Genomic DNA, 13,174 nt, shown 5'->3' with positions numbered 1-13,174 from the left:
GGAACGGGCACCCGGGAACAATCGGGTGCCCGTTCCGCGTTGTGAGGGGTCTCACGGTCCCCGGGGGAGGTCGAGCCACAGGATCGATACGATGGCCTTTCCGGGTATCCGGATCCGCACGAGGAGCGCTCTTGCCAGACGAGGCCCAGCCAGTCGCCGCCCCGCAGCCCGACAAGCCCGCGGCGGCCTCAGCCACGCCCGGGCCCGCGGCGGCCTCAGCCACGCCAGGGAAGAACCAGCCCGAACAGAAGCCGAAGCCCCCGGCACCCGAGCCCGGTACGGGCCCGGCGCCGGCCGGTGCCGGGGTACTGCGGCCCGCGCCCGCTTCCCCCGCCCAGCCGGTAGCGCCCGCCTCGTCGGCCGCGTCCGCTTCGAAGCCCCCGGCGAAGCCCGCCGCCAAGCAGGCCACCCGGGCCGCGCCCGCGACCCGCTCCGGTGGCTCCTCCAACCGGGTACGGGCCAGGCTCGCCCGCCTCGGTGTGCAGCGCTCCAGCCCGTACAACCCGGTGCTCGAACCGTTGCTGCGCATCGTCCGCAGCAACGACACCAAGATCGAGACGGCCACGCTGCGCCAGATCGAGCGCGCCTACCAGGTCGCCGAGCGCTGGCACCGCGGCCAGAAGCGCAAGAGCGGCGACCCGTACATCACGCACCCGCTCGCCGTCACGACGATCCTCGCCGAGCTCGGCATGGACCCGGCGACGCTGATGGCCGGCCTGCTGCACGACACGGTCGAGGACACCGAGTACGGCCTGGACACCCTGCGACGGGACTTCGGCGACCAGGTCGCCCTGCTCGTCGACGGCGTCACCAAGCTGGACAAGGTCAAGTTCGGCGAGGCCGCACAGGCCGAGACCGTACGCAAGATGGTCGTCGCCATGGCCAAGGACCCCCGGGTCCTCGTCATCAAGCTCGCCGACCGGCTGCACAACATGCGCACCATGCGCTACCTCAAGCGGGAGAAGCAGGAGAAGAAGGCCCGCGAGACGCTGGAGATCTACGCCCCGCTGGCGCACCGCCTGGGCATGAACACCATCAAGTGGGAGCTGGAGGACCTCGCCTTCGCGATCCTCTACCCCAAGATGTACGACGAGATCGTCCGTCTCGTCGCCGAGCGGGCCCCCAAGCGCGACGAGTACCTCGCCATAGTGACCGACGAGGTCCAGGCCGACCTGCGTGCCGCCCGGATCAAGGCCACGGTCACCGGCCGGCCGAAGCACTACTACAGCGTCTACCAGAAGATGATCGTGCGCGGCCGGGACTTCGCCGAGATCTACGACCTGGTGGGCATCCGGGTCCTCGTCGACACCGTCCGCGACTGTTACGCGGCGCTCGGCACCGTCCACGCGCGATGGAATCCGGTCCCGGGCCGGTTCAAGGACTACATCGCGATGCCCAAGTTCAACATGTACCAGTCGCTGCACACCACCGTCATCGGTCCCAGCGGCAAGCCGGTCGAGCTGCAGATCCGTACGTTCGACATGCACCGCCGCGCCGAGTACGGCATCGCCGCGCACTGGAAGTACAAGCAGGAGGCCGTCGCGGGCGCCTCCAAAGTGCGTACCGACGTACCCAAGAGCACGGGCAAGGGCGCGCGCCAGGACACCGTCAACGACATGGCGTGGCTGCGCCAGCTCCTGGACTGGCAGAAGGAGACGGAGGACCCCAGCGAGTTCCTGGAGTCCCTGCGCTTCGACCTCTCCCGCAACGAGGTCTTCGTCTTCACGCCCAAGGGTGACGTCATAGCGCTTCCCGCGGGTGCGACGCCGGTCGACTTCGCGTACGCCGTCCATACGGAGGTCGGCCACCGGACCATAGGGGCACGGGTCAACGGGCGGCTCGTACCGCTCGAATCGACCCTCGACAACGGCGACCTGGTGGAGGTCTTCACCTCGAAGGCGGCCGGTGCCGGACCGTCCCGGGACTGGCTGGGCTTCGTCAAGTCGCCCCGCGCCCGCAACAAGATCCGCGCCTGGTTCTCCAAGGAGCGCCGCGACGAGGCGATCGAGCAGGGCAAGGACGCCATCGCGCGCGCCATGCGCAAGCAGAACCTGCCGATCCAGCGCATCCTCACCGGCGACTCCCTGGTCACCCTCGCCCACGAGATGCGCTACCCCGACATCTCGTCCCTGTACGCGGCGATCGGCGAGGGCCATGTGGCCGCCGCCGGTGTCGTACAGAAGCTCGTCCAGGCGCTCGGCGGCGAGGACGCCGCCAACGAGGACATCGCGGAGAGCTCGCCGCCCTCGCGCGGCCGCGGCAAGCGCCGCTCCAACGCCGATCCCGGTGTCGTCGTCAAGGGCGTCGAGGACGTGTGGGTCAAACTGGCCCGCTGCTGCACGCCCGTCCCCGGCGACCCGATCATCGGCTTCGTCACCCGCGGCAGCGGCGTCTCCGTGCACCGTGCCGACTGTGTCAACGTCGACTCCCTGTCGCAGCAGCCGGAACGGATCCTGGACGTCGAGTGGGCGCCGACCCAGTCCTCGGTCTTCCTGGTGGCCATCCAGGTCGAGGCCCTGGACCGGTCGCGGCTGCTCTCGGACGTCACCCGCGTCCTGTCCGACCAGCACGTCAACATCCTGTCGGCGGCCGTCCAGACCTCCCGGGACCGGGTGGCCACCTCGCGCTTCACCTTCGAGATGGGCGACCCGAAGCACCTCGGCCACGTACTGAAGGCCGTACGAGGCGTGGAGGGCGTCTACGACGTCTACCGTGTGACATCGGCCCGCAGGCCCTGACCGGCCGACGGCGCTCCTTCCGGCAGCCCTTCGCGTGACTACGCGGGGGGCTGCCGCTCGTCGTGGCCGGAGGCGTGGTCCGAGAGCAGCTGAGTGGCCGCATCGGCGACCAGCAGCCCGATGACCTTCGCCGCGCTGCGGATTTCCTCCTCCGGCACGCTGCCCAGCACCTCGCCGAACGTGTTCCGGACGCCCTCCGACAGCCGCTCCACCATGCTGCGACCGCGTTCCGTCGGCTCCAGCAGCTGCGCGCGGTGGTCACGCGGGTCCGGCATGCGGCGGATCAGGCCGCCCTCCTCCAGCCGTGCCGCCTGCCGCGTGACATGCGGCGGCCTTACGAGCAGCCGCCGGGCGACATCGGTGATCCGCAAGGGTTCCTCGCTGGCGCAGAGCACGCGCAGCAGGGCTACCTCCGGCCGGTCGATCCTGACGCCCACGGCTGCCGTGAGCTGGTCATGGACCCGACTGCGTCCCATCGCGTACGAGAGTGCCGTCACGGCTCTCACCAGGTCGTTCAGGGGATCGTCCGACTGTTGCGCCATGAGGTCATCCTGCCCGAAGGAGACGTTCCGCGAACTCGCGGGCCTCACGGGGGTCGAGGGACAGCGGAACGAAAACTGGCGACGGCGCCGAGCCTTCGGGCTAGGACCTGCATACATACGGGCACTCCGGGCAAACCCGCCTCGGCGAGACCCGCCCTCCTGACGCCGGCCGAGGGCGGGTCCCGCCGACCACCACCGTGCCGCTGCCGAGTCGCGCACATCGCCGTGATGATGCTGCTGCAGGCGGTCGGGCTCGGCCGCCGTGCGAAGCTGCTCACCCTCGTCGGCCTCGGGGTCTTCGTCAGCGTCCTCGGCTTCGTGGTCGGCCGTGCCACGGACATCGTCCCCGACGAACCGCTCGCCATGGTCTACGCGTTCATGCTGACCCAGGCCATCGCCTGGGTGACCTACGGACTCGTGCCGTTCGTCAGGCAGTTCATCCCCGGTGTGGCGATGGGGCTCTTCGTCCTGCTGTCCATCCCGTCCAGCGGCGGCGCCATCCCGCACCAGCTGGTCCCGGGCTTCTTCCGCGCCCTGCACCCCGTCATGCCGCTGGGCAACGCGGTCTACGCGCTGCGCGGAATCCTCTACTTCGACGGAGCGGGGCTGCTCAGGCCGACGCTGGTCCTGCTCGGCTGGATGGCGGCCGGTGCGGCCCTGATCGGGTACGGCGCCCTCGGGCAGCGCCGTGCCGAACGGGCGGCGAGTGCGGATTCCGGTGACGCCGCCGCCCCGGACGCCGTCGAGACCCCGCGGGAACTCTCCCCGGCTGTCGGCGGCCACCCCGTACTGCCCGGTGTCGCCGCCGACGAGCACGGCAGCCCCGTCGAGGGCGTGCTGGTGACCGTGATGGACGCGGACAGCCGCCGCCTCGCCCTCGCCCGTACCGACGAAACGGGAAGGTACGAGGCGCCGCTGCACCACCACACGCGTCCGGAGAGCCCCGCCCACCCGGCGTCGGCACCGGCCGTGGGCTCCGTCACCGTCCTGCTCTCGGCCCGGGACCGCATCCCGGTCGCGGCCCGGCTGGACCCGCGCCCCGGCGAGACGATGCGCAGGGACTTCGTCCTGACCTCCGCCGCTCCGGAACCCGTCACGGCGGGCGCGAGCGGCTGAACCCCCGGGCCTCCGCACGACCGGCCCCTGGTACCGACCCGCACCCTGTCAGCCCCACCGCCGAGGACAGCACCCACGTCCTCGACCCGAACAGGCCGGAGGGGCCCCCGTCCATGACGAGGGCCCCTCCGGCCTGACGTACCACGGCGAACGGACAGCCGCGGGGGCTTCAGCCGCCGAACTCCTCCAGGCCCTTCAGCGCCTGGTCCAGCAGTGCCTGCCGGCCTTCGAGCTCCCTGGCCAGCTTGTCGGCCCGGGCATTGTTGCCCGAGGCGCGGGCCGTGTCGATCTGCGTACGCAGCTTGTCCACGGCCGCCTGCAGCTGACCCGTCAGACCCGCGGCGCGCGCACGCGCCTCCGGGTTCGTCCGGCGCCACTCCGACTCCTCGGCCTCCTGAAGGGCCCGCTCCACCGCGTGCATCCGTCCCTCGACCTTCGGGCGGGCGTCACGCGGCACATGGCCGACGGCCTCCCAGCGCTCGTTGATGGCCCGGAACGCGGCCCTGGCCGCCTTCAGGTCCTTCACCGGCACCAGCTTCTCGGCCTCGGCGGCGAGCTCCTCCTTCAGCTTGAGGTTCTCGCCCTGCTCCGCGTCCCGCTCGGCGAAGACCTCGCTACGGGCGGCGAAGAAGACGTCCTGAGCACCGCGGAAACGGTTCCACAGATCGTCCTCGGCCTCGCGCTGGGCGCGGCCCACCGCCTTCCACTCCGTCATCAGGTCCCGGTAACGGGCAGCCGTGGCTCCCCAGTCCGTGGAACCGGACAGCGACTCGGCCTCCGCGACCAGCTTCTCCTTGGCCTTACGGGCCTCCTCGCGCTGGGCGTCCAGCGAGGCGAAATGAGCCTTGCGGCGCTTGGAAAACGCCGAGCGGGCGTGCGAGAAGCGGTGCCACAGCTCGTCGTCGGACTTGCGGTCGAGCCGCGGAAGGCCCTTCCACGTGTCGACGAGCGCGCGCAGCCGCTCGCCCGCCGAGCGCCACTGCTCGCTCTGCGCCAGCTCCTCCGCCTCGGCGACCAGCGCCTCCTTGGCGTGCTTCGCCTCGTCGGTCTGCTTCGCCTTCTGGGCCTTGCGCTCCTCGCGCCGCGACTCGACCGTCGCGACCAGCGCGTCGAGCCGCTTGCGGAGCGCGTCGAGGTCGCCGACGGCATGATGCTCGTCCACCTGCACGCGTAGATGCTCGATGGCGGTCGTGGCGTCCTTCGCCGACAGGTCGGTGGTCTTCACCCGCCGTTCGAGGAGGCCGATCTCGACCACAATGCCCTCGTACTTGCGCTCGAAGTAGGCCAGAGCCTCCTCGGGGGAACCCGCCTGCCACGATCCGACGACCTGCTCGCCATCGGCTGTACGCACGTACACGGTGCCCGTCTCATCGACACGGCCCCACGGGTCGCTGCTCACAGCGCCTCCTCCACCTGATGCCTGCGAGAGGGTTCGCCTCCCTGGCATCGTCCACAGTTTCCTGGGGCGGGCAGCGCCCGCCCTGCACAACGCCAATCTAGGCGACCGGCCGCCCGGCTGTCCGCACTCAGCGCGGCTCAAAAATATTCCGGCCCGCGCTTCGCGGTCACCACCGGACGGCCCGGTCCGGCCGCCCCGGCCACGTCACGACTTCGCGACTGCGGCCTTCGAGATGTCCACGGCCTTCTTCGGCGCACCGTCAGTGGCACCGTCGGCCACCCCCGCCGCACCGATGTCCTTGACGGCCTTCAGCGAGGCATCGTCCATCGTCCCGAACGGGGTGTAGCTGGGCGCCAGCTTGCTGTCCTTGTACACCAGGAAGAACTGGCTGCCGCCGGTCTGCGGGCCGGCGTTCGCCATCGCCACCGTGCCCGCCGGGTAGGTCACCGCGCCGTCCGCGCCCGCCTTGCCCAGCGCGGTCAGGTTCTCGTCCGGGATGGTGTAGCCGGGGCCGCCCGTGCCGTCGCCCTTGGGGTCACCGCACTGCAGGACGAAGATGCCCTGCGTGGTCAGCCGGTGGCACTTCGTACCGTCGAAGAAGCCCTTGTCGGCCAGCGACTTGAACGAGTTCGTGGTGTGCGGGGTCTTCGCCGCGTCCATCGTGAACGCGATGTCGCCCTGGCTCGTCTTGATCGACATCGTGTACTTCGACGTCTTGTCGATCTTCATCGCGGGCTCCGGCGCGCTGCTCTCGCTCGGCGACGGCGAAGCCGAAGGGCTCGCGGCCGCATCGCTCTTGTCCTTCTTGCCGTCGCCGTTCTTGTCGAGGGTGAGATACGCGCCCACCCCGACGACCGCCACCACGGCCACCGCGGACGCGATGACGACCGTCAGCCGCCGCGTCCGGCGGCGGGCCTCCTCCCGGCGCTGCTGCTGCCGCTCGAACTTCTCCCTGGCGAGCTGCCGCCGCCGCTGATCGCTGCTGACCACCGGGTGATCTCCTTGTGGGTCGTGTGATGAGGATGGGGCCTGGGTTGCCCGTACCGTATATGGGTTAGCTGTGGAATGAGGAGCGCCGGTAGGCTCTGAACTGCCGCGACCTTCTCAGTCGCAATCCATCGTCGGACGACCAGTAAGGACGATTGTGCTCATTGCCGGGTTCCCCGCCGGAGCCTGGGGGACCAACTGTTACCTGGTCGCCCCGGCCGCAGGCGAGGAGTGCGTGATCATCGATCCGGGCCATCAGGCCGCATCCGGAGTCGAGGAAGCGCTGAAGAAGCATCGGCTGAAGCCCGTCGCCGTCGTACTGACCCACGGCCACATCGACCACGTCGCCTCGGTCGTCCCGGTGTGCGGCGCGCACGACGTCCCGGCCTGGATCCACCCTGAGGACCGGTACATGATGAGCGACCCGGAGAAGGCCCTCGGCCGCTCCATCGGGATGCCGCTCATGGGTGAGCTGACGGTGGGGGAGCCGGACGACGTCAAGGAGCTGAGCGACGGCGCTCTGCTGAAGCTGGCCGGTCTGGAGTTCGGTGTCGCGCATGCGCCCGGCCATACCAAGGGGTCGGTGACGTTCAGGATGCCCGAGGCCGCGGATGTTCCGCAGGTCCTCTTCTCGGGCGACCTGCTCTTCGCCGGCTCCGTCGGACGCACCGACCTGCCCGGCGGCGACCACGCCGAGCTGCTCGAGTCGCTGGCCCGTGTGTGCCTGCCGCTCGACGACTCGACCGTGGTGCTGTCCGGCCACGGCCCCCAGACGACCATCGGCCGCGAGCGCGCCTCGAATCCGTATCTGCACGGTATGGACGCGCCCCGACGAGGAATGTGACGAGAGAAAAAAACCGTGAGCACCTTCAAGGCCCCCAAGGGCACGTACGACCTGACCCCGCCCGATTCCGCGAAGTACCTCGCGGTGCGCGAGGCGATCGCCGCACCCCTGAAGAACTCCGGCTACGGCTACATCGAGACGCCCGGCTTCGAGGACGTCGCCCTCTTCTCGCGCGGTGTCGGTGAATCCACCGACATCGTGACCAAGGAGATGTACACCCTCACCACCAAGGGCGGCTCCCAGCTGGCGCTGCGCCCCGAGGGCACCGCGTCCGTGCTGCGCGCCGCACTGGAGGCCAACCTCCACAAGCTCGGCAACCTGCCCGTGAAGCTCTGGTACTCCGGCTCGTACTACCGCTACGAGCGCCCGCAGAAGGGCCGCTACCGGCACTTCTCGCAGGTCGGTGCCGAGGCGATCGGCGCCGAGGACCCGGCGCTCGACGCCGAGCTGATCATCCTGGCCGACCAGGCCTACCGCACGCTGGGTCTGCGCAATTTCCGCATCCTGCTCAACTCGCTGGGCGACAAGGAGTGCCGTCCCGTCTACCGGGACGCGCTCCAGGGCTTCCTGCGCGAGCTCGACCTCGACGAGGAGACCCGCCGCCGCATCGAGATCAACCCGCTCCGGGTCCTCGACGACAAGCGGCCCGAGGTGCAGAAGCAGCTCGCCGGCGCGCCGGTGCTGCGGGACTACCTGTGCGACGCCTGCAAGGCGTACCACGAGGAGGTGCGCGACCTGCTCTCCGCGGCCGGTGTGGTGTACGAGGACGACGAGAAGCTCGTCCGCGGCCTCGACTACTACACCCGCACCACCTTCGAGTTCGTCCACGACGGACTCGGCTCGCAGTCCGCGGTGGGCGGCGGCGGCCGCTACGACGGCCTGTCCGAGATGATCGGCGGCCCGGCGCTCCCGTCGGTCGGCTGGGCGCTCGGCGTGGACCGTACGGTGCTCGCGCTGGAGGCGGAGGGCATCGAGCTCGAACTGCCCGCGGCCACCAGCGTCTTCGCCGTACCGCTCGGCGAGGAGGCCCGGCGGGCGCTCTTCGGGATCGTCACGCAGTTGCGCCGCGAGGGCGTGGCAGCGGACTTCGCGTACGGAAATCGCGGCCTCAAGGGCGCGATGAAGAGCGCGAACCGTTCGGGCGCCCGGTTCACGATCGTCGCGGGCGAGCGGGACCTGGCCGAGGACGTCGTCCAGCTCAAGGACATGGAGTCCGGCGAGCAGACGGCGGTCCCTCTGGCGGACGTGGCCGGGACGATCCGCGAGCGCCTGGCGTAGCGCCTGCGGGCCGCCGGGCGGGCTGGGGAGCCGGCCTTGCCCGGCGGCCGGCGACGCAACCGGCGAGGGTCTGCCCGGCGGATCGGAGCCGGAGGGACCCTGGCCGTCGCGCCGGTCCTTCCACCGGAGGGTCAGCAGGCACAACACCGGACCGGCGACGAACCAGGCCCCCGACGCGTCACGTCGAGACGGCACCGCCGGCCACTGGGGAGCTCCTTGAGACGCGCACCGGCCTTGTGTTCCGGACCCACCAGCGCGATGACGTCCTCGCAGTCGCGCGGCCACGGGCAGCAGCGGGCGAAATGCGCCACCGTCAACTCTCACCGTCTCGCGTACTGTCAACTCGGCGGGCGCTGATTCCTCCTGCCGGACGACTCCGACCCGCGAACGCCACCGGCGGTCCGCGGAAGCCGGGTCCACGCCCAGCAGCGAAACGGCTCCCCTTGTCACGGCAGCGACGGCCCTGCAGAATCTCCATGGTCGTGCCCTCCCGGCCCCGTTCGTACGCGAAGTTTTGCGCACACCTTTATGTCCATCGAACAGAAGACCGGCGACGTGGTGCGGCACAATGACCGTGCCCAGCAGGCCACTCACTGATGGAACGGCGATATGACGACTGCAGCGGTAGACCACCCCTCCTCCGACCAGGACGAGGACGGCGGGAAGAGGACCATCGGCGGCAGCCGGGCGTTGGCGCTGCTGCTGGTGATCACGGGCGCTGCCGGACTCCTCGCCGCCTGGGTCATCACGATCGACAAGTTCAAGCTGCTGGAAGACCCCAATTTCACACCGGGATGCAGTCTCAACCCGGTCGTCGCCTGCGGCAACATCATGAAGAGCGAGCAGGCGTCCGCCTTCGGTTTCCCGAACCCGATGCTCGGCCTGGCCACCTACTCGGTGATCATCGGCATCGGCCTGGCACTGCTCGCGGGGGCCCGCTTCCGCAGCTGGTACTGGCTGGGGATGAACGCGGGCACGCTGTTCGGCGTCGGCTTCTGCACCTGGCTCCAGTACCAGTCGCTCTACAACATCAACTCGCTCTGCCTGTGGTGCTGCCTGGCCTGGGTCGCCACGATCTTCATGTTCTGCTACGTCACCACGCACAACATCAAGCACCGGATCCTGCCCGCGCCGAACTGGCTGCGCAACGGGCTGACAGAGTTCCACTGGGTGCCGCCGGTCCTGTGGGTCGGCATCATCGGCATGCTGATCCTGACCCGCTGGTGGGACTTCTGGACCAGCTGACCGGGGAGCGGCTCCTGCCGGGCGACCGGCCCGGCAGGGATGTCGGTGCCGTGACATAGGCTTCAAAACGTGGAGCCCGACCTCTTTACCGCAGCCGCCGAAGACCGCCAGGAGAAGGACCCGTCCAGCAGCCCCCTGGCTGTCCGGATGCGCCCCCGCACCCTCGACGAGGTCGTCGGACAGCAGCATCTGCTCAAGCCGGGCTCGCCGCTGCGCCGCCTGGTCGGCGAGGGGAACGGCGGGCCCGCAGGGCCCTCGTCGGTGATTCTCTGGGGCCCGCCCGGCATCGGGAAGACGACTCTCGCGTACGTGGTCAGCAAGGCCACCAACAAGCGCTTCGTCGAGCTCTCCGCGATCACCGCGGGCGTCAAGGAAGTACGGGCCGTCATCGAGGGCGCCCGCCGCGCCACCGGCGGCTACGGCAAGGAGACCGTTCTCTTCCTCGATGAGATCCACCGCTTCTCCAAGGCACAGCAGGACTCCCTGCTTCCGGCCGTGGAGAACCGCTGGGTGACCCTGATCGCCGCGACCACCGAGAACCCGTACTTCTCGATCATTTCGCCGCTGCTGTCGCGCTCGCTCCTGCTCACCCTGGAATCGCTCACCGACGACGATCTGCGCGGCCTGCTGCGGCGGGCCCTTTCGGACGAGCGCGGACTGGGCAGCGCGGTGGCGCTGTCGGGGGACGCCGAGGCGCATCTGCTGCGTATCGCGGGCGGCGACGCCCGTCGGGCGCTGACGGCGCTGGAGGCGGCGGCCGGAGCGGCGCTGTCCAAGCAGGAGAAGGAGATCACCCTCCTGACCCTGGAGGAAACGGTCGACCGCGCGGCCGTCAAGTACGACCGGGACGGCGACCAGCACTACGACGTGGCGAGCGCGCTCATCAAGTCGATCCGCGGTTCCGACGTCGATGCTGCGCTGCATTACCTGGCCCGGATGATCGAGGCGGGGGAGGACCCCCGGTTCATCGCCCGACGGCTGATGATCTCGGCCAGTGAGGACATCGGTCTCGCCGACCCCACCGCACTGCCCATCGCCGTCGCGGCCGCCCAGGCGGTCGCCATGATCGGATTCCCGGAGGCGGCGCTCACCCTGAGCCATGCCACGATCGCCCTGGCCCTCGCCCCCAAGTCCAATGCGGCGACGCTGGCGATCTTCGCCGCCCAGGAGGACGTACGGAAGGGCCTCGCGGGCCCCGTTCCGGCCCATCTGCGCGACGGCCACTACAAGGGCGCGGCCAAGCTGGGTCACGCCCAGGGCTATGTATATCCGCACGACGTCCCCGGCGGCATCGCCGCCCAGCAGTACGCCCCGGACGCCGTCCGTGACAAGCACTACTACCAGCCCACGCGTTACGGCGCGGAGGCGCGTTACGCGGATGTGGCGGAGCGGGTCCGCGAACGCCTCGGCCGCTCGGGCGCCGACGGCGACGCGAGCCCGTCCACCGACTGAGCGGGGCGTGCGGGACTTCAGGCCGGGCGAGGTCGGAGGGCAGGCGGGAAGCGGCCCCGCAGTTCAGTTCGCCGCTGCCCCGAAGAGCGTGTGCATGGCGTGACGCAGTTCGCTGATGTCGCGCACCGGCTCGGGGAATTCGAAGCGTGCGTCGAAGCACCGCCGCCGGTCCTGGCAGAGGCGTACCCGCAGCCCGTACCGGTCCAGCGCGAGCGGTACGACGGAGGGCCGGTGGGTCGCGCAGCGGCGGGCCGGCCGCTCGCCCAGCAGTCCGCACAACGCGCCCAGTTGTTCGCCGTGCGCCGCGTGCAGATGCTGCAGCAGCTCCGCCTCGTGTCCGACGAGCGGGTCGGGCGCCGCGTCCCGGAATTCCTCCGGCCCGACCGCCTCGGCGCCCCACAGATCGTCGACGTACGCCTCGCCCGGCGCCAGCCGGAGCGTCATCCGGCCGGGCCCCGGCACCCCGGGTACGGTGGTGAGCCGGCCGGATACCCGGGCGCGTCCGCGGATGCGGTGGGGCAAGGAGACCGGGGCGACGTCCGTGATCTCCAGCACAGCGCTCGGCCCGTCGCCCTCGGCGTGCGTCGCGACCCGTAAGGCCGGGGAATCCATGGGGAGTTCGAGGAACAGATCCCCGTCGGGGCCCACGCTCCTGGTCGACACCATCAGCTGAGCCGGGTCGTCCCCGTACGGCCCGGGGACGAGCAGCACCGCTGAACAGGTACTCTGTACGAGAGTTCGTGTGCGCTCGGCTGCTGACGGCATCCGAGTGTTTTCAAGCCCGCCGGGACGCGGCTGACCACGATCTGATCGGTCCTCCGTCGTATCGGCACCTTGCGGGGTGTCGACGCTGTCAGTGCTGTCCGTGATGTGTGTGGTGTTCCCCGGGCGAGACACGCGATCTCCTCAAGTAAGGTGAGCCTAACCTAACCTACAATGGAGGTCTGGAGAACGTGCCTAACCAGTCGCGTCCCAAGGTCAAGAAGAGCCGCGCGCTCGGCATCGCGCTGACGCCGAAGGCCGTCAAGTACTTCGAGGCCCGCCCCTACCCGCCGGGCGAGCACGGCCGTGGTCGCAAGCAGAACTCGGACTACAAGGTCCGTCTGCTGGAGAAGCAGCGCCTGCGTGCCCAGTACGACATCAGCGAGCGCCAGATGGCGCGTGCCTACGACCGTGCCAAGAAGGCCGAGGGCAAGACGGGCGAGGCGCTGGTCGTCGAGCTCGAGCGTCGTCTCGACGCCCTGGTTCTGCGTTCGGGCATCGCCCGCACCATCTACCAGGCCCGCCAGATGGTCGTGCACGGTCACATCGAGGTCGACGGCCGCAAGGTCGACAAGCCGTCCTTCCGTGTCCGTCCCGACAACATCGTGATGGTCCGCGAGCGCAGCCGCGACAAGCACCCCTTCCAGGTTGCCCGCGAGGGTGGTTACGCCCCCGCCGGCGAGACCCCGCGCTACCTGCAGGTGAACCTGAAGGCCCTGGCCTTCCGCCTTGACCGGGACCCGAACCGCAAGGAAATCCCCGTGATCTGCGACGAGCAGCTCGTCGTCGAGTACTACGCCCGCTGATCCAG

The 13,174-nt window shown here is 70.0% G+C and carries 11 protein-coding genes and 1 pseudogene; 7 read left to right on the top strand and 5 right to left on the bottom strand.

What is annotated here, in order from left to right; genetic code table 11:
- Positions 1-131: 131 nt before the first annotated feature.
- Positions 132-2,738 carry a RelA/SpoT family protein gene (locus tag OG936_RS04310; protein WP_406492671.1) on the top strand — a complete coding sequence of 869 codons (2,607 nt, stop codon included), beginning with the start codon at positions 132-134 and terminating at the stop codon, positions 2,736-2,738.
- 38 nt (positions 2,739-2,776) lie between these two features.
- Here the strand turns inward: OG936_RS04310 and OG936_RS04305 are convergent, their stop codons facing one another.
- Entirely contained in the window at positions 2,777-3,280 is a 504-nt protein-coding gene (locus tag OG936_RS04305; RefSeq protein ID WP_406492669.1) for a MarR family winged helix-turn-helix transcriptional regulator, read from the bottom strand.
- Positions 3,281-3,508: 228 nt separating this feature from the next.
- Between OG936_RS04305 and OG936_RS04300 the strand changes: the two genes are divergently transcribed.
- Positions 3,509-4,396, top strand: a complete 888-nt coding sequence (locus tag OG936_RS04300; protein ID WP_406492667.1) for a hypothetical protein — start codon at positions 3,509-3,511, stop codon at positions 4,394-4,396.
- A gap of 169 nt (positions 4,397-4,565) precedes the next feature.
- Here OG936_RS04300 and OG936_RS04295 read toward each other — a convergent pair whose 3' ends face one another.
- Entirely contained in the window at positions 4,566-5,795 is a 1,230-nt protein-coding gene (locus OG936_RS04295) for a DUF349 domain-containing protein (RefSeq protein ID WP_406492665.1), read from the bottom strand.
- Positions 5,796-5,999: 204 nt separating this feature from the next.
- Positions 6,000-6,785 (bottom strand): peptidylprolyl isomerase, encoded by a 786-nt coding sequence (locus OG936_RS04290; protein ID WP_406492663.1) that lies wholly within the window; start codon positions 6,783-6,785, stop codon positions 6,000-6,002.
- A 154-nt stretch (positions 6,786-6,939) separates the two neighbouring features.
- Between OG936_RS04290 and OG936_RS04285 the strand changes: the two genes are divergently transcribed.
- On the top strand, positions 6,940-7,626 hold the full coding sequence (locus OG936_RS04285; protein ID WP_383753448.1) for an MBL fold metallo-hydrolase: 687 nt from the start codon (positions 6,940-6,942) through the stop codon (positions 7,624-7,626).
- 15 nt (positions 7,627-7,641) lie between these two features.
- Positions 7,642-8,904 carry a histidine--tRNA ligase gene (gene hisS, locus OG936_RS04280; protein ID WP_406492661.1) on the top strand — a complete coding sequence of 421 codons (1,263 nt, stop codon included), beginning with the start codon at positions 7,642-7,644 and terminating at the stop codon, positions 8,902-8,904.
- A 179-nt stretch (positions 8,905-9,083) separates the two neighbouring features.
- Here hisS and OG936_RS04275 read toward each other — a convergent pair.
- Positions 9,084-9,394: pseudogene (locus OG936_RS04275) on the bottom strand (ABC transporter ATP-binding protein); the annotation flags it as partial.
- Positions 9,395-9,513: 119 nt separating this feature from the next.
- Here OG936_RS04275 and OG936_RS04270 point away from each other — a divergent pair.
- Positions 9,514-10,149, top strand: a complete 636-nt coding sequence (locus OG936_RS04270; protein WP_266745110.1) for a vitamin K epoxide reductase family protein — start codon at positions 9,514-9,516, stop codon at positions 10,147-10,149.
- Between the two features lie 69 nt (positions 10,150-10,218).
- The gene (locus OG936_RS04265; RefSeq protein ID WP_406492660.1) at positions 10,219-11,601 is read left to right on the top strand and encodes a replication-associated recombination protein A; all 1,383 of its coding nucleotides are present in this window, start codon (positions 10,219-10,221) and stop codon (positions 11,599-11,601) included.
- Between the two features lie 63 nt (positions 11,602-11,664).
- Here OG936_RS04265 and OG936_RS04260 read toward each other — a convergent pair whose 3' ends face one another.
- Positions 11,665-12,366 carry a DUF2470 domain-containing protein gene (locus OG936_RS04260; protein ID WP_406492659.1) on the bottom strand — a complete coding sequence of 234 codons (702 nt, stop codon included), beginning with the start codon at positions 12,364-12,366 and terminating at the stop codon, positions 11,665-11,667.
- Positions 12,367-12,554: 188 nt separating this feature from the next.
- On the opposite strand from OG936_RS04260, the gene rpsD reads away from it, so the two are divergent.
- Positions 12,555-13,169, top strand: a complete 615-nt coding sequence (gene rpsD / locus OG936_RS04255) for a 30S ribosomal protein S4 (RefSeq protein WP_266745108.1) — start codon at positions 12,555-12,557, stop codon at positions 13,167-13,169.
- Positions 13,170-13,174 lie beyond the last annotated feature (5 nt).

It is taken from the genome of Streptomyces sp. NBC_00846, assembly GCF_045207325.1.
Lineage (GTDB): Bacteria > Actinomycetota > Actinomycetes > Streptomycetales > Streptomycetaceae > Streptomyces.
Note: the sequence above shows the minus strand (reverse complement) of the source record. Positions and strands in the feature narration are given on the sequence as shown.

Coding starts and splice junctions, on each gene's coding strand:
- OG936_RS04270 (WP_266745110.1), top strand. CDS start 9,514: ATGACGACTGCAGCGGTAGACCACCCCTCCTCCGACCAGGACGAGGAC.
- OG936_RS04260 (WP_406492659.1), bottom strand. CDS start 12,366: ATGCCGTCAGCAGCCGAGCGCACACGAACTCTCGTACAGAGTACCTGT.
- OG936_RS04300 (WP_406492667.1), top strand. CDS start 3,509: ATGATGCTGCTGCAGGCGGTCGGGCTCGGCCGCCGTGCGAAGCTGCTC.
- OG936_RS04305 (WP_406492669.1), bottom strand. CDS start 3,280: ATGGCGCAACAGTCGGACGATCCCCTGAACGACCTGGTGAGAGCCGTG.